The organism is Paractinoplanes hotanensis, from assembly GCF_023717965.1.
Classification (GTDB): Bacteria; Actinomycetota; Actinomycetes; order Mycobacteriales; family Micromonosporaceae; genus Actinoplanes; species Actinoplanes polyasparticus.
This window is the reverse complement of the sequence record NZ_JAMQOL010000002.1, coordinates 26,043-44,937: the sequence shown is the minus strand read 5'-3', so window position 1 is coordinate 44,937 and position 18,895 is coordinate 26,043. Positions and strand designations below refer to the sequence as shown.

Here is an 18,895-nt window from a genome sequence, read left to right as displayed (position 1 = left end):
GGGGTAGTGAATAGGATGTCAACGGCCCGGGAGAGCCCGTTACGGGTCCGAAACACGGTGATGGTGGGGCGTGTTATGCAGGTAGAACGACTCGACGGCCGCAGCCTGACAGTGGCCGCGCTGCTGGCCATCGCCTCCGGCCGGTGCGGGGTCGAGGCCGATCCGGCCGCGCTGCGCCGGGTCGAGGGACGGCACGCGCGTCTGCAGCAAGCGCGCGCGCATGGCGCAGTCTATGGGGCCAATACCGGCGTCGGCGCCAATCGGCACGAACGCACGGCCGACGACGAGGAGCGCGGTCTGCGGCTGCTGCGCAGCCATTGCGCGGCCGTCGGGCCGTTGGAGGACGACATCACCGCTCGGGCGATGATGGCCGTCCGGCTCAACCAGATCCTGGCCGGCGGCTCCGGCGTGTCCCGGCAGGTCGCGGAGGCGCTGGCCGCGGCGCTGCACGACGGCGCGGCGCCGGTGATCCACTCCTGGGGCGCCATCGGCACCGGTGACCTCGCCGCGCTGGCCGAGCTGAGCCTGACCCTGGCCGGCGAGCGGCCGTGGCGCGATGGCAAGGGACCGGTCACGACGTTCGGGGCCACCGATGCGCTCCCGATGATCAGTTCCAGCGCCCTCACGGTGGCGACGGCGGCACTGGCCCTCGACCGGGTGCAGAGCCAGTTGCGCGCGTCCGTGGTGGTGGCGGCGCTCAGCTTCCTCGCCCTGCGGGGCAACCCCGAGGCGTACGACGTGACGGTGCACCGCAACCGCCCGCATCCCGGTCAGGTCGAGGTGGCGCGATTGCTCAGCCGTCTGGTGGCCGGCGGGGTGGCCCCGGTGCGCATCCAGGACCCGTTCGGCCTGCGGGTGCTGCCGCAGGTGACCGCACCCGCCATCCACGCCGCCCGGACGCTGGACGACGCCATCACCGCCGAGATCAACGCGGCCGTGGAGAATCCCCTGGTCACCCCGGACGGCGTACGCCATCACGGGCAGTTCCACACGGCGACGCTGGCGTCCCAGCTGGACGCGGCCCGCGGGGCCTTCCTGCCGGTGCTGTCGCTCTCGACGGCACGGCTGGGCCTGCTCATGCGGCCCGACCTGACCGGCCTGCGGGCGTTCCTGGCCGCCGGGCCGCCCGGCAGCTCCGGTCTGATGATCAGCGAGTACGTCGTCCAGGACCTGCTCACCGAGATCCGGGTCGGCATGACCCCGACCGCGGCCGGCACGCTCAGCATCTCGCTCGGCCTGGAGGAGCACGCCAGCTTCGCCACCCAGGGCGCCCGCTCGCTCCGCACGATGACGCAGCTCGCGCCGACCCTGCTGGCCGCGGAGTTGATGGCGGCGGTGCGCGCGCTCCGGATGGCCCCGGGCCGGCTGACCGCGGGGCCGTTGCGGGACGCCTTCGAGCTGGCCTCCGAGGCGATCGATGAGTCGGAGGAGGACCGGCCGCTGGGCGCCGACCTGGAACGCGCGGCCGACCTGCTGCCCCGGCTCGGCGCGGTGCTCGACTATTCGTCGATGGGCCTGAGCTCGTCGGCGTAGCTGACCGCCCGGCGGCGCAGCACGCCCGAGCGGCTGATCGAATACTGGCCCATGCGCCACAGCGGCGGCGAGTACGCGTGGATCGACACCGAGCCGTCGACCGAGCCGCCCATGCGGTGGATGTGATCGGGCCCGAAGGCGAACGTCCGCCCGGCCCCGACGACCCGGGTGACCGGCTCGCCGCCCATGCGCGGGGTCGCCTCGGTGACCGCGCCGCGGGTGACGGCGACCGCGCCCGAGGACGTGTCGTGGTCGTGCCAGCCGGTGTCGTCGGCGACGTTCCAGCACAGCACCCACACGTCGATGTCGCTGTCGCGGTAGACCGAGGCGTAGTGCCGCCCGCCCGTGTCGTGCCGCACCAGGTGTTCCCACATCTCGGGGCGGGCGGCGAAATCGCTCACCCAGCGCTTCAGTTCCTGCGTGTCGAGCACGCGACCGGGCGGTGCCGGCAACACGGTCATGGGAGCCCTCCGGTGAGAAAGCGGTGCGGGTTGGCGTGGAACAGGGCATGGGTGAAGGCCGCGCCCAGACCGGGGTCGACGGCTTCGGCGTACGGGCGGTCGGAGCCCGACACGAGCGGGTCGACCCCGACGACGCGGGTCATGGCGTCGATCGCCCGGGTGCCGTACGACGAGGTCTCGTAGAAGACGTTGGGGTCGAGCGCCCCGAGCGCGCCCCCGCGCGCGGCGAGTCGTTCGTGGTGCAGCGGCGCCAGGCCGGCCAGCGCCACGAAGCCGATGCGCAGGCCCGGATGCTGCCGGCGGCCGGCGACGTGCCAGGCCAGCCAGGACTGGTGCAGTTGCGACACGTACGGGACCAGGGCCGGCCACCAGGCGGGCAGGCCGGGATCACAGGCGGGCGCGGGACCGGGATGGACGAGCACGGGTTTGCCGGCGCGTTCGGCCTCGGTGAGCAGCGGCCCGACGTGCTCGATGCCGGCCGGGTCGGCCAGCGCGGTGGCCGGCAGCTGCAACCCGGCCACCCGCTCCGCCCGCAGCACCTTGGCCAGGCCGTCCGGGTCGAGCTCGGTGACCGGCGCGGCCGCCCAGACGTGGAACGGCTCGCCGAGCTCGAGCGCGCTCTCGTGCCAGAGGTCGATCAGCTCGGCGCCGTCGTGGGCGGGCAGGTGCTCGATGCCGAGCGGGCTCGACAGCGACACCAGCACCCGCGACCGGCCGTCCCGCAGTTCCTGATGGCGGCGGCGCTCGACGTCGTGGTGTCCGGGATCGCACTCGTACGGGTCTTCGCCGGGCAGATGCAACGTCCAGCCGCGCAGGCAGGGGAGGGCTTCGCGACGACGAAGCGCCTCGATCAGCCGCGGGGGCCACAGATGCTGGTGGCAGTCGATCACCGTTGGCCCTCCTCGCGGTATAGGGAAGCGCTTCACTCGCCGGCCACAAGTGAAGCGCTTCCCTCCCCTGATGGCAAGGTGTTCCCGGGCACCGGGACGAGCCGCCTGTGGACAACTCGGCGGCGTGCCGGTCGCCAGAGCTGACGTGGGCGGTGTCCCCGGGCGGGGTGGGCCGGCCAGGGGGCGTAGGAGGGAGCCGGCCGGTGTTACTGTCGGCCGGTGTCGAGGCACCCCGGTCGGCGGACGCTTCAAGACCTGGCCACCGCGGCAGGCCTGTCGCTGGCGGCCACCTCGTACGCGTTGCGGGGGTTGCGCGGCTCGCCGGCGACGATCCAGCGGGTCCGGGAACTGGCCGACGAACTGGGCTACACGGTCGACCCGATCGCGCGGGCGCTGGCCTCGGGCCGTACGGGATGGGTCGGGGTCTCCGGCTCGCTGCGGGACCTCTGGCAGCAGGACTTGTCGGTGCTGCTCACCCGGGCCCTGCGCCGCGAGGGGCGGTTCGCGACGATCGCCGACGCCGATGCCGACCCGGAACTCGAGCGCCGCATCGTCGAGCAGTTCGCGGCCCAGCGGGTCGAGGGCGCGCTCGTCTCGCCGGTCGACCCCACGGCCGACTACTGGCGCCTGCTCGACCCGTCCGTCGCCGTCGTGTCTATCGGCGACGCGCTGCTCGGGCGTCCGGGCTCCAGCAGCGTGCTCTTCGACAACGAGTACGGCGTACGGACAGCCTTCGCCCACCTGGCCGAGCTGGGCCACCGGCGGGTCGGCCTGCTCGCGCCCGCGCTGCCCTCGACCCCCGGCCGGCCGGCGCAGCTGCTGTCGTCCGCCATCGCCGAGACGCTCGGCATCGAGCTGATCGCCATCGCCGCGCCCGCCGCCACCACGGACGCCGTCGACGTGGTGGCGTCGCTGCTGGCCGCCCGCGACAGGCCGACCGGCGTGTTCTGCCTCAGCGACTCGCTGGCGTTCGCCGTCTACCGGGCCGCCCGCGACGCCGGCCTGCGCATCCCGGACGACCTGTCGGTCGTCGGCTACGACGACCACCAGCTCGCCGTCCTGGTCGAGCCCGGCCTGACCACGATGGCCTGGGACGAGGACGCGATCGTGGCGGCCGCGGTCGAGCAGCTCGACTCACCCGGCGGGGCGCCCCTGTTCCGTCCCGAACTGGTCGTCCGCGGCTCCACGGGCAGTCCCCGCTGAGAGCAGCGAGACGATCCGGTCGAGGTCGCGGCCGAAGGGGCGGTCGGCGGTTCCGGGAGGCAGCGCGGCGTCGATGTCGTCGAGCGTAGAACTCGACGGGGCGCCGAGGCGCTGCGCCTGGACCACGGCCAGCAGTTCGCAGGCGAGCACGTCGCGCAGGCCGGTGAGCACCTCGTCCAGACACTCGGCGGCCTCGAAGCCGAAGCTCTGCACGTCCTCCTGACCCAGCGACGTCTCGATCGCGCCGGTCAGCGCCGGGACCGCGAACCGTCGCAGGCGGTGGGTGACGCCGGCGGCCCGCTTGTGAACGGCGGCCATGCCGGCGTGCAGGCCGGGGGAGTGGGAGAGCTGAGGCGCCAGGCCGGTGACCCGGGGGTCGAGCAGGCGGTGCAGGCGGGCCGCGCCCAGCTCGGCCAGATGGACCAGGGCCGTGGTGAGCGCGCCGAGGGAGGCGGTCAGGTCGGTGCCGGCGAATCCGAACGTGCCGACGAACTCGCCGTCGAGGTGGGCGGGGGAGTCGGTGACCGCGTTCAGAGCGCGGTCGACGGCCGCCTCCACTCCGGCTACGGCCCGCATCGCCACGGCCAGGGCGGGTGCGGTGACGCGGAACGACACGGGCGCCTGAAGCGCGCCGGGCTCGGCCTTGCCGCGCAGGTCACGCAGGCTTTCCAGGACGACGCGGAGCTCGTCGCTGTCGGCCAGGGCGGGCTGCAGGGGATCGAGGCTGGCCCGGATCACCGTGTGCGAGGCAGCCGCGCCCACGACGACCTGGTCGATCAGCACGCGGGCGGCCGCGCTGCCCAGGACGGCCAGTCCGGTCAGGCCGGGAACACCTTCCAGGAAGGCGATGCCCTCCTTGGGCCCGAACGACCTCGGGGCCAGGCCCGCCTCGGCAAACGCGCTGCTCGCGTCGACCGCCCCGCCGGCTCCGATCGGGCCGGCGTCAAGAACTTGACCGACACCGAGGAGTGCCGCGCCTGCGTGGGCGAGCGGAATGATCTCGCCGGCGGCGCCGCTGCCCCGGGCCGGGATGGCCGGAACCACGTCGGCGTTCAGCAGGTCGGCCAGCCGGCGGCACAGCTCGGGGGAGACGCCCGCGGCCGGGTCCAGGAACGTCCGGAGGCGGGCGGCGAGCAAGGCCCGAGCCTGGTCGCGGCGTAGCCAGGGGGCGGAGCCGACCGCTCGGCCGATCATGAGGTTGTCCTGGTGGCGGCGCTGGGCCTCGGCGTCCAGGCGGAGGCCGGACATCGCGCCCATGCCGGTGTTCACGCCGTACACGACGCGGCCCTCGAGAGCGGCCAGCGTGGACCGGCGGCTCCGGGTGAGGGCGCCGACGAGGCCGGGGGCGAGTTCGAGGTGGCAGGCGCCGCGGGCGACCGCGGCGATGACCGTACGGTCGAGGTCTTCCGGCCGCCCGATGATGACCTTGTTCATCGGTAGCGCAGCATCGTGCCCACGTCGGCGGCCTCGGCGCGGGTCAGGATCAGGTGGGCCAGGGCCACGTCGAGGACGGACAGGCCGCGATGCCAGAACAGGATGCGCTCGTCGTCGCGCTCGCGGCCCGGCTTCTGCCCGCTGACGATCTCGCCGATCTGGGCGTACAGGCTCTGTTCGCTCAGCCGCCCGGTGTCGACGTGCGCCCGCAGGCTGCCGAACCGCCCCGACCGGGATTCGCGCCAGTCGTCGACGACCACCTTGTCCATGACGTCGAGCAGGTCGAGTTCCACCGCGCTGATCGTGCCATAGGGCACCACGAACGCGCCGGGCTTCACAGTCGCCGTACGCAGCAGGGGTTCCGGCTTCTCCAGCCGCGACGCCTCGACCAGGATGTCCGCCCCGTCGAACGCCTCGCCGGCCGTCGCCACCGCGCGCACCGGCGTCGTCGTCACCTCGCTCAGCCGCGCCGCGAAGGCCTCGCGCGACTCGGGCCGGCGGCTGGTGACCCGGATCTCCTCCAGCGGGAACAGGCTGTCGAGCATGGTGACGTTGGCGAACGCCGTGCCCCGGGCGCCGACGTGCCCGAGGATCTTCGAGTCCGGGCGGGCGAGGTATCTGGCGCCGACGGCGGTCATCGCCCCGGTGCGCACCTCGGTGATCAGGGTGGCGTCCATGATCGCCAGCGGCACGCCGTTGGTCGGGTCGAACACCGTCATCAGCGCGAGCTCGCTGGGCAGGCCCTGCTGGTAGTTCGGCACGAAGTCGCCGACCACCTTGACCCCGCTCAGACCGCGCTCGCCCAGGGTGTCGACGTGACCGCGCAACACGTTGAAGTGACCGGCGCCGCCGTTGCGCGGCATCAGGTGGGTACGGGGTTCGAACACGGTCTCGCCCCGGCCGTGCGCGGCGACCACGTCCTCGACCGCGCCGATCACGTCGGCGGCGCCGAGGTTCAGGCCGTCGATGTCGGCGCCGTTGAGAAACCGGAGCCAGATCTGCTGAATCATGTCATGCACCATATAGCCTTGGTGTTTCAGTGTATTCAGCTTCTCCTCCCGAGGCGGGTGTGGTGACGTTTCGCGCCGAGGACTGGTTGCTCGACCTCGCGCAGCGCCACCGCCTGTCGCCCAGCCAGCGCCAGATCGTGCAGCGGATGCTGGGCATGTTTCCCGACGTGGCGTTCCTGTCGACCATCGAGATCGCCGAGCAGGCCGGCGTCAGCCAGCCGACGGTGACGCGGCTCGCGACCGCCCTCGGCTTCGCGGGCTACCCCGAGTTCCGTGCCGCGTTGCGCGAGGTCGTGCTGTCGGCGCCGGTCGCTCCGCGGCACGGCGCCGTCGACTCGGTCGGGCAGGAGATCGACAACGTCACCGGCCTGCGGCGGGAGCTCGGCGGAGAGGCGATGATCTCGGCCGTACGCCTGCTGGCCGCGACCTCCCCGCTCGGGGTGATCGGCCTGCGGGCCTCGGCGGCGCTCGCCGAGTATTTCGGCTACTTCGCGCGCCGGGCCCTGCCCGCGGTGTCCGTGCACACCGACGCGGGCAGCCTCGACGACGCCGTTCTGCAACTGCACCAGCAGGGTGCGACCGCAATCCTCGTCTTCGCCATGCCGCGGTACCCCGCCGCCACCGTCGCCGCCGTCCGTCTGGCCCGGCAACTCGGACTGGCCACGGTGGTCGTCGCCGACAGCCCGCTCGTGCCGTTCGCCGACGAGACCGACGTGCTGCTGGTGGCCCCGGTCGGCACCGGCCTCATCTTCGACTCGCACGCCGCCGTCGTGGTGCTCGCGGTCAGCCTGCTCGACGCGATCGCCGGCACCGACCCGCAACGCACCCAGCAGCGCCTCGAGGCCCACGAGACGCTGATCGACCGCTGGGCCCTGTGACGCCTACTCGCACTTCTCGCCCGGGCCCCAGTCCCGCCGCGTCGTGGCCCGTGGCGGCTCGTGCGCAACCCGCCGTGGCGAGAACGGCGACCGCCGCCAGCAGTGCCGATCCCCGGTGGATATCCATGCCGGTCACGCTACGGAGAGTCGCGGAAACTCTGATCCCCCATTGATGCCAGCCGCGGCCATCGGCTGGGTGGTGGATGCCCGAGTCGCGGAAGCGTCCTATGGTGATCGCGTGAGTGAACAGCCGGTGACGACTGGCGGTTCCGCGCCCTCCGGCGTGGTCGAGGCGCGCACCGCCGACGACGGCAGCGTGATCGTCCTGTTGCGGGGCGGCCTCGGCCCCGAGTGCGCGGACGAGCTCCGCCGGCTGGTCGTGCGCACGGTGCGGCGGGTCCGGCCGTCGCGCCTGATCGTCGACCTGACCGAGGTCGTCACCCTCGACCCGATCAACGTGGGCACGCTGATCGCGGCCTGCCTCCTCGGCGAGGACCACGCCGTCGCCGTCCTGCTGGTCAACCCGGGGCCCGAGCTCGCCTACCGCCTGGCGCTGGCGGGCGTGCCCGAGGGGTCGGTCATCCGACGCTGACGGGGAGGCGCGCGGGATCCACGCGCCTCCCGGGACGACTGCTACCAGACGGTCGTCCACGCGGCGCTGAGGCCGCCGTGCTTGACCTTGGCCGGGCCGTCGACCATCACGACACCGACGCGGCTGCCACTGACCGACAGATGCCGGACGTTCCACTCCTCGTTGACGAAGTCGTTGGTCAGTGCGCCCTCCTTGACCTGCGCCACCTTGGCTGTGGTGAGAACGCCGACACGGTCGTCGTTGAGCACGAGCGACGCGACGCCCGCGGCCGCCTGGGGCGTCCAGAGGGCACTCAGACCGCCGTCCTTCACCCGCGCGCCGCCGGCCGTCGTGACCACGCCGATCCGGGTGCCGGACAGCGCGAGCTGCCTGACGCCGGTCAGCTGGTCGATCCAGTCGGCGCTGAGGCCGCCCTCCTTGACTTTCGCGACGCCCGCCGTGGTGAGCACGCCGACCCGGTTGTCGGTCACGGCGACCTGCTGGACGTTGCTGTGCTCGTTGATCCAGCCGGCGGACAGGCCGCCCTCCTTGACCTTGGCGACGCCGTCGTTGGTCACCACGCCGATGCGGTTGCCGCTGAGCGCGAGCTGCTTGACGTTGACCTCTGCGCGGACGAAGTTGGCGGTGGTGGCGCCCTCCTTGACCCAGGCGACGCCGTCGTGGGTCAGCACGCCGATGCGGTCGGCCGCGACCACGATCTCCTTGGCGTTGGGCTCCAGCACGGTCCAGCCCGCGCTCAGGCCACCCTCCTTGACCCGGGTGCTGTAGTCGCCCGCGAGCACGCCGATGCGGGTGTCCGTGACCGACACCTGCAGGGCGTTCGGAATGGGCGCGTTGGCCGCGAACCACGAGGCGAGGTCGTCGACCCGGGTCTCCACCGCGTCACGGCGGGTCTCCGTCTCCTTCAGGCAGCCGCCCTGGTACGACGCGTGGTGCAGGCCGACCAGCTCGTAACCGGCCGCGGCACGCCGCAGGACCGGGCCCCCGGCGTCGCCCTTGCAGAGGGTCGACTCACCCACGGCGGCGATGTCGAGCGTGGCCGCGCCGACCGCGGTGACGGTGAAGTCGCCGGTGTGCAGCGCGTCGGGAACCCACGTGCCGGCGGTGCGGCCGTACCCGGCGGCGACCAGTGTGTCGCCGGTCGCGGGCGGCGTCGTGCCGATCTTCACGGTGGTGGCGCCGAGCGCCGCGTCGGCCAGCCGGGCCAGCACGAGGTCGCGCTCCGGGTGGGGCACGATCTTGTCGACCGTACGGACGTGGCCGCCGCTCGTCGTCAGGTCGAGGCGCCCGATCGTGGCCGTGGTGGCCAGCGGGGGAGCGCCCGCGGTGACGGTGCCGAAGCACGACTTCGCGGTGGCGACCCACCAGCGGTTGACCAGCACGCCCGAGCAGCCCTTGGCCGTGTCGCCCAGGGACAGCTGGACCGAGAAGGCGAGCGCCGGATCGGTGGCCACCGGGCCGTTGACGGCGTACGCGGCGCCGGCGCCGGAAATCGAGGCGGCGCCCAGCAGTGCCGCCCCGAGAAGCGCAGCCCGTCGCCGGGCATGCGGAAGTTTCATGGATCTCCCCGTTCGTGATGCACGGCCCTGATCCAGAACCGTGAATGTGTAGGTATCACGGCCGGGGGTGGTCGCGCTGTCCCGCACGGCGTCCGGGGCCTGGTGTGATCTATGGCATAGGCAGTTCTCGATCAGTGGCCGCGGAAAGCTTCCTCCAGCCACCAGGACGGGCGGCCCGCGGCGACCTTCGCGTCGACCAGCATCGGCACCGCACGCGGGCCGGCCAGCCACTCGGCGACCGGGGCCAGGTCGCCCGGGTGCCGCACGGTCACGGCCGCGCAGCCGTACCCGCGGGCGATCGCCGCCAGGTCCGTCTCGGGGAACACGACCGTCGTGAGAGGGTGGCCGTGTGGCCCGAAATGGTGCACCTCCGCCCCGTACGCCGCGTCGTTGTAGACCACGATCAGCAGCCCCAGGCCGAGCCGCCGCACGGTCTCGAGCTCGGCGATGCTCATCAGGAACCCGCCGTCGCCGCAGGCCGCCACCGGCACCCTGTCCGGCGCGGCCAGGGCGGCGCCGAGCGCGGAGGCCAGGCCCAGGCCGATCGACTGGAACGCCTGGGTGAAGCAGAACCCGCGGCGATCCGGAACGGACAGGTACGTCGACGGATAGCCCATGAAGTTGCCGGAGTCGACGGCCACGACGCGTTCGCGCGGGATCAGGTCGTCGAGGGCGATGCTGAGCGTCCGCGGGTCGATGTGGGTGGCGTCGCCGTCGTCGTCGTACGACACGTCCCGCCACCGGCCCGCGGCGACGATCCGCTCCAGCACGTCCGCTGTGCGGTAACCGGCCTTCTCACCCGGCACGACGGGGAGTCGCGAATCCTCCGTGGTGGCTGACGGCACGTCCAGCACAGCCCGGGCGGTGGCGGCCGCGTCCCCGGTGATGCCGAGATCGACGCGGTGGTGGGCGCCCAGCGCGGCCGGATCGAGGTCGACCTGCACGATCGTCGCGGAGTCAGCCAGCAGGGCGCCGTGGCGGGTGGTCCACATATTCAGCGACGCGCCCCACGCCACCACGACATCGGCCCCGGCGATCAGCTCGGCGGCCAGCGGCGTCGCGAACCCGCCCGACACGTCGAGGCTCCACGGGTCACCGGCGAACAGCCCGCGCGCCACGGCCGAGGTGGCGAGCAGCGCCCCGCTCCGGGCGGCCAGCTCCTGCAGCGTCTCCTTGGCATCGAGCGCGCCGCGGCCCGCGATGAACACCGGCCGTTGCGCGCCCGCGAGCAGGGCGACCAACTCGGTGACGGCCTCGTCCGACGCGCGCGGCGGCGTGATGCGGGTGGCGGCCGGGAGCGCAGCAGGCTCGGCCGGCGCGGCCTGCACGTCCAGGGGCAGGTTGAGGACGACGGTGCGGCGCTGGTCCTGGGCCAGGCGCCAGGCCCGTACGGTGTCGGTGGCGGCGGTGGCGGCGCTGTGCACCCGCTCGCTCGACGCCCCCACGGCCACGGCCAGCGCGTCCTGATCGACCCGGAAGTTCGACCGCAACGCCGAGGCGCCCGGCTCGGCGGCCAGCACCACCAGCGGCGTGCGGCTCTTGGCCGCCTCGGCGAGACCGGTCATGGCGTTCGTCAGGCCACATCCCTGGTGCACGCTGACCACGCCGACCTGCCCCGACACCCGGGCGAAGGCGTCGGCTGCCGTGGCCGCCCCACCCTCGTGGCGGGTTGCCACGAACCGGACGCCGTGCGCGACCAGCGCGTTGGTCACGTGGAAGTTGCCGCTGCCGACCACCCCGAACACGTGCGTCGCGCCCAGCCCGGCCAGGGTGGCCCCGACCACCTCGGCGACCGTGGTCACCGCTCGACCAGGGCCAGCACCCGGGTGGGGCTGCCCGAGCCGCCGACGATGGGCAGGGGAGCGGCGATGACGACCGAGCCGGTGGGCGGCAGCACGGCCAGGTTCTGCAGCTGGGTGAGGCCGTACTTGCCGGCCCCCAGCACGTACGAATGACAGGGGAACGCCGGGTCGAAGGCGAACGCCTGCCCCGCGTCGGTGCCGACGGTCTCGACGCCCACCCCGATCACCGGGGCCTCGTCGGCCAGCCACTTCGCACACTCGACCGAGATGCCCGGCGTGTGCGGGCCGGTGTCGTTCGCGTTGAGATAGCCGGACTGGCTGGCGGAGCGAGCGTCCCACCCCGTACGCACCAGAAGCCACCCACCGGCCGGAAGCGGCCCGTGCGTGCCCTCCCACTCGCGCACGTCGGCGATCTCGAGCAGAAAGTCGTGATCGTCGGCGACCCGCGCCGACACGTCGATGACGGCCGCCGGAGCGACCAGCTCCATCGGCGGAACCTGCGACACGTCCTTGCCGTCCCGGGCGGTGACCCAGTGCACGGGAGCATCGAAATGCGTGCCCGTGTGCTCCCCGGTGTGGATGTTGTTCCAGTACCAGGCGGGCCCCCGGTCGTCGTACCGGCTGATCTCCTCCAGCCCGAACGTGATCGTGTTGGCGAACGGCGGCGGCAGCTGCAGAATCGGCGTCTCGCTCGACAACGGAGCCGTGAGGTCCACCACCTCCACCGCCCCGGTCCGGACCGCGTCCACGAGCTGGTTCAGGATGCCCATAGCTACTCCGCCCTGTGATGATCGCCGCGACGCGAGCAGACTACGACGCTTCGCGACGCCTGCACAGGCGGCTACTCGGCCGGGTAGGGCGTCGCCGCGAGGGCGTGGGCCAGGTGGGCGGCGGTGGCGGCGAGGGTCTTGACGGAGGCGCCGGTGGTGTCGGGCTTGGGCCCCGCGTCCTTGTAGTCGACCTTGCCCAGGGCCTCGCCCACCCAATAGGCGGAACCGGCGGCGGGGATCGTGAAGCCGACGTCGTTCAGAGCCTGGAACACCTCGGCGATCACGTGGTGGGCGCCGTCCTCGTTGCCGACCACCCCGACCACGGCCACCTTGTCGTACATGGAGGGCCGGCCCCGGGCGTCGGTCTCGGAGAGCTCGGCGTCCAGGCGTTCCAGCACCATTTTCGCGACGCTGGAGGGCTGGCCCAGCCAGATGGGGGTGGCGATCACCAGGATCTGGGCGGCGAGGATCTTCTCGCGTACCGCGGGCCAGCCGTCGCCGTCGCCCTCGTCCGTGGAGACGCCGAACTTGATGTTCCGGTCGGCCACCCGGATCAGCTCGCCCTCGACGTCGTGGTCGGCGAGGGCGTCCAGGATCTGGCGGCCCAGCAGGTCGCTGCTGGACTCCTCGGAGCCTGATTTCAGTGAGCAGCCCAGCACCAGGGCACGCAACGTCGTCATGCTGCGGTGCGTGCCCGATCTTCCTGGGGTCAAACCGTCCCGGAGGGTTTCGTGGGGCGGGAGCGCACGGCCCGAAAGCGGCCGTGACCAGCACCTCAGGGTGTGGCGCGACCACGGAAATAACGGGGGTGCCGGCGTGGTTGAGACCGACGCACTCCCCAGGAGGACAGAGACATGAAGAACGGCATCCACCCCGCCTACAACACCGTCGTCTACCGCGACCGGAACGCCGACTACGCGTTCCTCACCCGGTCCACCGAGACCAGCGAGAAGACGGTCGAGTGGAGCGACGGGAACACCTACCCGGTGATCGATGTGCAGATCTCGGCGGCGAGCCACCCGTTCTGGACGGGCCGCACCCGGGTCCTCGACACCGCGGGCCGCATCGAGAAGTTCCGCAACAAGTACGCGAAGTTCGCGAAGTAACGCTTCTCACCAACGCCCGGCGTCCTTGCGACGTCGGGCGTTTTTTATCCGCCTCGTAGGGCAAAATGCCCCTCATGAGGGCAATCGCGCTGGACGAGTTCGGTGACGTCGACGTCATGACCCTGCGGGAGCTTCCCGACCCGCCCGTCGGGCCCGACACGGTCCGCATCCGGGTGAAGGCGGTCGGCGTCAACCCGGTCGACCACGTGATCCGGGCCGGCTACCTCGAAGGCGCCTACCCTCACCACTTCCCGCTCATCCCCGGCTGGGACGTGGCCGGCATCGTCGACCGGGTCGGCCCGGCGGTCACCCGGTTCGCGCCCGGCGACGAGGTGATGGCGTACGCCCGCAAAGAAAGTGTGCAAGCCGGCACGTACGCCGAACTGGTCGCGGTGAACGAGCGGGCGGTCGCCCACGTGCCCGCCTCGATGACGCTGGTGCAGGCGGGCGGCCTGCCGCTCGCCGGGCTGACCGCGCTCCAGGCCCTGTCGGCCATCGGCGTCAGCCACGGCGACGTGGTGCTGGTGCACGCCGCGGCCGGGGGAGTCGGCCACCTGGCGGTGCAGATCGCGCGCGCGGTCGGCGCGGCCCGCGTGATCGGCACGGCGTCCCCCGCCAACCACGACTTCATCCGCAGCCTGGGCGCCGAGCCCATCGAGTACGGCGACGATCTGCCCAAGCGCCTGGCCGACCTGGTCGGCGGCGACGGCCGGGTCGACGCGGCCGCCGACTTCCACGGCGGCGAGGCGCTCACCCAGAGCCCGTCCCTGGTGCGCCACCCGGTGCGCCACTGCTCGGTGGTCGACGCCGCGGTCAAGGAGCAGGGCGGCCGGTACGTCTTCGTCCGCCCCGACGGGGCCGAGCTCAGCACGCTGGGCGCCCTGGCCGCCAACGGCCGCCTGCGGGTCAACGTCTCCCGCGAGTTCCCGTTCACCGAGGCCGCCGAGGCCCACCGCCTGATCGCCGACGGCCACGTGAAGGGCAAGCTCGTCCTCACCGTCGACTGACGCCGGCCCCTCCTGTTGGCCCCGAGCCGGCCTCGCCTCCGGGTGCGCGTTTGTTCGGGGTGCGCGTTTGCTCGGGATGCGCGTTTGCTCAGGATGCGCGTTTGCTCAGGGTGCGCGCTTGTTCGGGGTGCGCGCTTGTTCGGGGTGCGCGCTTGTTCGGGGTGCGCGTTCGCTCCGGGTGCGGCTTCTCTCGGCGTGGCGATTTGGCTTCGGGCGGCGGCCTCGCATCAGTCGTGGGCGTCGCGTTGGGCGGCGGCTTCGCCCCGGGCGGCGGCTTCGCGTCAGTTGTTGGCCTTGCGCGGGGTGTTGGCCTTGCGCGGGGTGTTGGCCTTGCGCTGGGTGTTGGCGTCGGTCGGTGACATCGTCGCTGCCCGTCGGGTGTCGGCGAAGCGGCGCCGGTATTCGGCCGGGCTGACGCCGAGGTGACGCTGGAAGAGTGCTCGCATGTTCGCTCCGGTGCCCAGGCCGGAGCGCCGCGCGACGGATTCGAGGCCGGGGGTGCCCTGCTCGATCAGGCGGCAGGCCAGCGTGACGCGCTCGACGGTCAGCCAGGCCAGCGGGGTGGTGCCGAGCTCGGCCCGGAAGCGGCGGTGCAGGTTGCCGGTGCTCGTCCCGGCCCGGCGGGCCAGGTCGGCGACGGTGATCGGCTCGTCCAGGCGTTGCTGGGCCCAGGCCACCATCGGGGCGAGAGTCTCGTCGGTGGCGGCCGGCATCGGACGCTCCACGAACTGGCGCTGGCCGCCGTCGCGGTAGGCGGCGAGACGAGGCGGCGGCTCACGTGGTTGGCGATCTCGGCGCCGTAGTCGCGCCGGACGATGTGCAGTCCGAGATCGAGCGCGGCGGCGCTGCCGGCCGAGGTCAACACGTCGCCGTCGTCGACGAAGAGCACGTCGGGTTCCAGGTCGACCGCGGGAAAGCGCAGCCGGAACTCCTCGGCCAGATTCCAGTGGACCGTCGCCCGGCGCCCGTCGAGCAGGCCGGCCTCGGCGAGCGTGAACGCGCCCGTGCAGAGGCCCACCAGGCGGGCGCCGCGCTCGTGGGCGCGGCGCAGGGCGGCGAGCAGGGCCGGGCGGGACGGGGTCTCGACGTACGGGCGGTTGGGCACGATCACCGTATGGGCGTGCTCGATCTCGTCGAGGCGCCCCACCGTGCCGATGCTGAACAGGGCGTCGCGCATGGGGGTCGACCGGCGCGGAGCGGCCACCCGCAGGTCGTAAAGGGGGAAGCCGATGTCGGGCCGGAGCGGGCCGCCGAAGATCTCGCAGGCGCACCCCACCTCGAAGGGATTGGACTGCTCGTCGACGACGAGGACGACCCGGTGTGAGGATCCTTGCGGCACTGGTCATTTCTACCAGTGCCGCCACGCCCGATCACGGACCAGGATCGGCGCATGCTCACGAAATTCGCGGTGGCCGACGAAGCGGCCGCACTCACCGAGTTCTGGTCCCAGCGCGTGCTCGCCACCGCCAACGGCAACCTGCTCAAGGTGGCGAAGGGCACACGATCCACGACCTGGCACGCCCACGACGACCAGGACGAGACCTTCCTCGTGCTGTCGGGCGAGCTCACGATCCAGCTCCGCGACGGCGACGTCCGCCTCACGCCCGGCGACCTGCTGGTCATCCCCCGGGGCGTCGAGCACTGTCCCCGCGTCGAGGGCGACGAGGCGCACTTCCTGCTGATCGGCCCCGACGTGACCTCGACCGCGGCCGGCGGCAAGCCGGACTGGAGCCACGGCTGACGCCCCGGTTCCAGGTTCTGTTTCGTAGCTGAGGCGGGGCGGCGCCGAGGCCCAGATCTCGTCTGGCGGCGTCCCGCGAAAGCCGGGCTCCCGGTGTTGGAACCGGGCTTCCACGGGCCTACCACCAAACGAAATCTGGACCGCGCCTCGCTCCCACCCCCGACTACGAAACAGAACCTACGCGATCGTCTCGCGGAGTTCGGCCAGGGTCTTCTCGATGACGTCGAACAGGTCGTGGTCGCTGTCGAGCCACTCGTCGAACGACACGTAGAGCAGGGTCATCGCGGTTTCGGCCAGCAGGGCCGCCCGTAGCGGCCAGATGCCCCGGGCGACGAACGCCGAGCGGATGACCTCGCTGAGGGCTGCGCGCTTACGCAGGTCGCGTTCGACCAGGCCGGGGTCGGAGCGGACGATGTCGCGGCGGATCCGGATCTCGTCCTTGCGGGGGTCGAAGCGGGTGGCGGCGACCGTCCGCAGGCCCTCGAGGATCTGCGTCATCGGGTCGGTGCCTTCGGGGGCCTCGGCCATCATGCGCGCGGCCATCTCGGGGATCTCCTCGCCGGCGAAGAGCACCTCGCGTTTGTCGGCGTAGTGCCGGAAGAACGTGCGGGTGGTCAGCCCCGCGCGTGCCGTGATCTGCGGAACGGTCGTCTCGGCGAAGCCCTGCTCGACGAAAAGCTCGATGGCGGCCTGTTCCAGTCGTTCCCGCGCATCCGGCTGCCATCTGCTCACTCCGCCATCCTAGTGATGACATCGCGTGTCATCGCGGCTATGGTGATGACACGCGATGTCATCAGAGGGAGCGGATCATGACAGACGAGGTCTGGATTCTGGGCGGCACCGGCCGCAGCGGCCGCGCAATCGCTGCCGAGCTGGAACGACGGGGCATCACCCCGGTGCTTGTGGGCCGGGACGCGGGTCGCCTCGCCCGGGCCGCCGACGACCGCGTTGCGTCGACTGGGGGCGACCATTCTGTGGATACTGTCGGCAACCGCATCGCGAACGCCGTTGTGGGCGACCGCATCGCGAACGCCGATGCGGGCGGTCGGCTTGCGGACGGGCATGTAGGCGACCGGGTTGCGAACGGCACCGCCGGTCGACCCCGGCGCACGGTCGTTGCGGCGTCGTTGGAAGATGCTGCCGAGCAGATCCGGCGGCAGCGACCGGCCGTAGTCATCAATACGGTGGGTCCGTTCACAGCGACCGCCGCGCCGATCATTCGAGCGTGTCTGCCGGGCAGTCACTACGTCGACCTCGCCAACGACGTCGCAGCGGTGTCCCAGGTGCTGGCGTTCGACGATGCGGCAGCGACCGCCGGGCGGACTGTCGTGACCGGCGCCGGTTTCGGAGTGACCGCGTCCGAAAGTGTCGTCGTGAAGCTGTGCGAGGGCCGGCCCGCGCCCGTCGAGGTGCGGGTTGACATGATGCCCTCGCTGGCGATGGAGGCCGGCAAGGTCGGCGCGGCGCTCGCGGGCACCATGCTCGCGGGGCTGCCCGGCGTCGAGGGCGGGCGGCGGTACGGCGGCCGGCGCTACCGGGACGGCCGGCTTGCCCCGGCCCGCCTCGCCGGCGACGCGCAGGAACTGACCCTGCCCGACGGCTCCGGGGTCACCACCGTGGGCATGCCCCTCGGTGAGCTGTTGGCCGCGCAGCGGGCCAGCGGAGCGCCGTCCGTGCTGTCCGCGTCGAGCGAGATGCCGTCGTCGCTGATGGTCCGAGTGCTGCTGCCGATCGCGGGCGCCCTGCTGGCCATCGGCCCGCTTCGGGATTTCGCGATCCGTCGCCTCGCCGCGGTCAAGTTTCCGGCTCGCCCCCAGCCTCGCGAACACTCGTGGGGACACGCATGGGTGCGGTGGGCCGACGGCGAGGTCCGCGAGGGCTGGCTGCGCGTCGGCGAGGCCCAGTCGTTCACCGGCGCCGTCCCGGCCGAGGTGGCCCGCCGCCTGCTGGCCGGCGAGGGCAAGCCGGGCGCCCACTTCCCCGCGGCCTTGTTCGGGCCGTCATTGGCCGAAGCATGCGGCGGCGAGTATCTGGCCTGAGCTCGGACGCTCCACACCGGCGTCGGTCCGCGCGCTCGTGCGGAGGTAGTGGCGTTGGGTAAGGGGCGGAAAGCGCAAGGCTGGGGGTCAGGGTGCGACGGGTTCTCTTTCCGGGGCCGGGCGGCGGTTGAGGGCGGGGGCGCAGGCGGCGGCCAGGGCGAGCAGGGCGAGGACGACGATCATCGCGTTGCGCAGGCCGTAGTGCTCGCCGAGGAAGCCCAGGGCGGGCGGCCCGACCAGGAACGCCACGTAGCCGGCGGTGGCTACCAGGGAGACCCTCGCGGTGGGGTCGGGGCCGGAATCGCCGGCTGCTGAGAGGGCTACCGGGAAGCCGAGCGCGGCGCCGACGCCCCACAACAGGACTGCGGCGCCGGCCACGATCTGGTTGTCGACGGCGATGATGAGCAGCAGGCCGATGCCGCCGAGCACGGCGCTGGCACCGAGGACGGTGGCTCGGCCGAAGCGGGTGAGGAACCAGCCGCCGCCGAAGCGGCCGATGGCCATGGCGGCGGCGAACGCGGTGTAGACGGCCGAGCCCCAGGCGGCGTCGAGGCCGTGGCCGTCGACCATGATGAGCGGCAGCCAGTCGTTCGCCGCGCCCTCGGCCAGCGCCCGGGCGGGTGCCGAAGCGGGACACGACGCGGCCGGAGCCGAGGATGCCCAGCATCGACCCCGCCGAGAGGCCGAACAGCAGCAGACCCATCTGCGCGGTCGAGGCTCCGAGCAGGTCGCGGATGTCCGGTGTGCGGGTAACCCAGGAGGAGATGCCCAGGCCGGGCAGGAAGAAGAGAACGAAAAGGGCAAGGCGGCGGTGTGCGGTGTTCATTGCGTACGAACGTACGCAACGAGCCCCGGGAGTGTCACCGGCGC

Annotated in this window: 20 protein-coding genes and 1 pseudogene; 8 read left to right on the top strand and 13 right to left on the bottom strand. The window is 72.5% G+C overall.

From position 1 onward, the window contains the following. Positions 1–75: 75 nt before the first annotated feature. Entirely contained in the window at positions 76–1,533 is a 1,458-nt protein-coding gene (locus LXN57_RS01530; protein ID WP_251796149.1) for an aromatic amino acid ammonia-lyase, read from the top strand. Here the strand turns inward: LXN57_RS01530 and LXN57_RS01525 are convergent. Continuing rightward, positions 1,500–1,994 carry a cysteine dioxygenase gene (locus LXN57_RS01525; protein WP_251796148.1) on the bottom strand — a complete coding sequence of 165 codons (495 nt, stop codon included), beginning with the start codon at positions 1,992–1,994 and terminating at the stop codon, positions 1,500–1,502. The two genes, LXN57_RS01530 and LXN57_RS01525, sit on opposite strands and share 34 nt — an antisense overlap. After that, positions 1,991–2,884, bottom strand: coding sequence for an amidohydrolase family protein (locus tag LXN57_RS01520; RefSeq protein ID WP_251796147.1), 894 nt, complete (start codon positions 2,882–2,884; stop codon positions 1,991–1,993). Before LXN57_RS01520 ends, LXN57_RS01525 begins: the two co-directional genes overlap by 4 nt. A 219-nt stretch (positions 2,885–3,103) precedes the next feature. Between LXN57_RS01520 and LXN57_RS01515 the strand changes: the two genes are divergently transcribed. Continuing rightward, a complete protein-coding gene (locus LXN57_RS01515; protein ID WP_251796146.1) occupies positions 3,104–4,087 on the top strand; it encodes a LacI family DNA-binding transcriptional regulator in 984 nt (327 codons plus the stop codon). Here the strand turns inward: LXN57_RS01515 and LXN57_RS01510 are convergent. Then, positions 4,019–5,521 carry an aromatic amino acid lyase gene (locus LXN57_RS01510; protein WP_251796145.1) on the bottom strand — a complete coding sequence of 501 codons (1,503 nt, stop codon included), beginning with the start codon at positions 5,519–5,521 and terminating at the stop codon, positions 4,019–4,021. The two genes, LXN57_RS01515 and LXN57_RS01510, sit on opposite strands and share 69 nt — an antisense overlap. After that, positions 5,518–6,531 (bottom strand): ornithine cyclodeaminase family protein, encoded by a 1,014-nt coding sequence (locus LXN57_RS01505; RefSeq protein WP_251796144.1) that lies wholly within the window; start codon positions 6,529–6,531, stop codon positions 5,518–5,520. The genes LXN57_RS01510 and LXN57_RS01505 overlap by 4 nt, the downstream gene beginning before the upstream one ends. Positions 6,532–6,593: 62 nt before the next feature. Between LXN57_RS01505 and LXN57_RS01500 the strand changes: the two genes are divergently transcribed. Together LXN57_RS01500 and LXN57_RS01495 are read left to right on the top strand one after the other, a co-directional pair. Then, complete coding sequence (locus tag LXN57_RS01500) at positions 6,594–7,409, top strand: MurR/RpiR family transcriptional regulator (RefSeq protein WP_251796143.1); 816 nt, start codon at positions 6,594–6,596, stop codon at positions 7,407–7,409. 238 nt (positions 7,410–7,647) lie between these two features. Then, positions 7,648–8,001 carry an STAS domain-containing protein gene (locus LXN57_RS01495; RefSeq protein WP_251796142.1) on the top strand — a complete coding sequence of 118 codons (354 nt, stop codon included), beginning with the start codon at positions 7,648–7,650 and terminating at the stop codon, positions 7,999–8,001. A 41-nt stretch (positions 8,002–8,042) separates the two neighbouring features. Here the strand turns inward: LXN57_RS01495 and LXN57_RS01490 are convergent, their stop codons facing one another. From LXN57_RS01490 to LXN57_RS01475, 4 genes are all read right to left on the bottom strand, one after another. Continuing rightward, positions 8,043–9,560 (bottom strand): S1 family peptidase, encoded by a 1,518-nt coding sequence (locus LXN57_RS01490; RefSeq protein WP_251796141.1) that lies wholly within the window; start codon positions 9,558–9,560, stop codon positions 8,043–8,045. Between the two features lie 131 nt (positions 9,561–9,691). After that, positions 9,692–11,362, bottom strand: coding sequence for a thiamine pyrophosphate-binding protein (locus LXN57_RS01485; protein ID WP_251796140.1), 1,671 nt, complete (start codon positions 11,360–11,362; stop codon positions 9,692–9,694). Beyond that, positions 11,359–12,132, bottom strand: a complete 774-nt coding sequence (locus tag LXN57_RS01480; RefSeq protein ID WP_251796139.1) for a cyclase family protein — start codon at positions 12,130–12,132, stop codon at positions 11,359–11,361. The genes LXN57_RS01485 and LXN57_RS01480 overlap by 4 nt, the downstream gene beginning before the upstream one ends. Before the next feature lie 71 nt (positions 12,133–12,203). Continuing rightward, positions 12,204–12,812 (bottom strand): flavodoxin family protein, encoded by a 609-nt coding sequence (locus tag LXN57_RS01475; protein ID WP_251796138.1) that lies wholly within the window; start codon positions 12,810–12,812, stop codon positions 12,204–12,206. A gap of 174 nt (positions 12,813–12,986) precedes the next feature. On the opposite strand from LXN57_RS01475, the gene LXN57_RS01470 reads away from it, so the two are divergent. Together LXN57_RS01470 and LXN57_RS01465 are read left to right on the top strand one after the other, a co-directional pair. Beyond that, positions 12,987–13,238 carry a type B 50S ribosomal protein L31 gene (locus tag LXN57_RS01470; RefSeq protein WP_221374054.1) on the top strand — a complete coding sequence of 84 codons (252 nt, stop codon included), beginning with the start codon at positions 12,987–12,989 and terminating at the stop codon, positions 13,236–13,238. Between the two features lie 74 nt (positions 13,239–13,312). Further along, positions 13,313–14,245, top strand: coding sequence for an NADP-dependent oxidoreductase (locus LXN57_RS01465; protein WP_251796137.1), 933 nt, complete (start codon positions 13,313–13,315; stop codon positions 14,243–14,245). A 281-nt stretch (positions 14,246–14,526) separates the two neighbouring features. Here LXN57_RS01465 and LXN57_RS47810 read toward each other — a convergent pair whose 3' ends face one another. Together LXN57_RS47810 and LXN57_RS47805 are read right to left on the bottom strand one after the other, a co-directional pair. Further along, entirely contained in the window at positions 14,527–14,958 is a 432-nt protein-coding gene (locus tag LXN57_RS47810; protein WP_285904581.1) for a helix-turn-helix domain-containing protein, read from the bottom strand. A gap of 155 nt (positions 14,959–15,113) precedes the next feature. Beyond that, a pseudogene (locus tag LXN57_RS47805) lies at positions 15,114–15,422 on the bottom strand (DJ-1/PfpI family protein); the annotation flags it as partial. 213 nt (positions 15,423–15,635) lie between these two features. Between LXN57_RS47805 and LXN57_RS01445 the strand changes: the two are divergent. Next, positions 15,636–15,986: a cupin domain-containing protein gene (locus LXN57_RS01445; RefSeq protein WP_251796136.1), complete on the top strand. Its 351-nt coding sequence runs from the start codon at positions 15,636–15,638 to the stop codon at positions 15,984–15,986. A 177-nt stretch (positions 15,987–16,163) separates the two neighbouring features. Here the strand turns inward: LXN57_RS01445 and LXN57_RS01440 are convergent, their stop codons facing one another. Together LXN57_RS01440 and LXN57_RS01435 are read right to left on the bottom strand one after the other, a co-directional pair. Then, complete coding sequence (locus tag LXN57_RS01440; protein ID WP_251796135.1) at positions 16,164–16,718, bottom strand: TetR/AcrR family transcriptional regulator; 555 nt, start codon at positions 16,716–16,718, stop codon at positions 16,164–16,166. Then, positions 16,715–17,230: a hypothetical protein gene (locus LXN57_RS01435; RefSeq protein WP_251796134.1), complete on the bottom strand. Its 516-nt coding sequence runs from the start codon at positions 17,228–17,230 to the stop codon at positions 16,715–16,717. The genes LXN57_RS01440 and LXN57_RS01435 overlap by 4 nt, the downstream gene beginning before the upstream one ends. A 30-nt stretch (positions 17,231–17,260) precedes the next feature. On the opposite strand from LXN57_RS01435, the gene LXN57_RS01430 reads away from it, so the two are divergent. Beyond that, positions 17,261–18,025 carry a hypothetical protein gene (locus LXN57_RS01430; RefSeq protein WP_251796133.1) on the top strand — a complete coding sequence of 255 codons (765 nt, stop codon included), beginning with the start codon at positions 17,261–17,263 and terminating at the stop codon, positions 18,023–18,025. A gap of 87 nt (positions 18,026–18,112) precedes the next feature. Here LXN57_RS01430 and LXN57_RS01425 read toward each other — a convergent pair whose 3' ends face one another. After that, positions 18,113–18,595 (bottom strand): MFS transporter, encoded by a 483-nt coding sequence (locus LXN57_RS01425; protein WP_251796132.1) that lies wholly within the window; start codon positions 18,593–18,595, stop codon positions 18,113–18,115. Between the last annotated feature and the right edge of the window lie 300 nt (positions 18,596–18,895).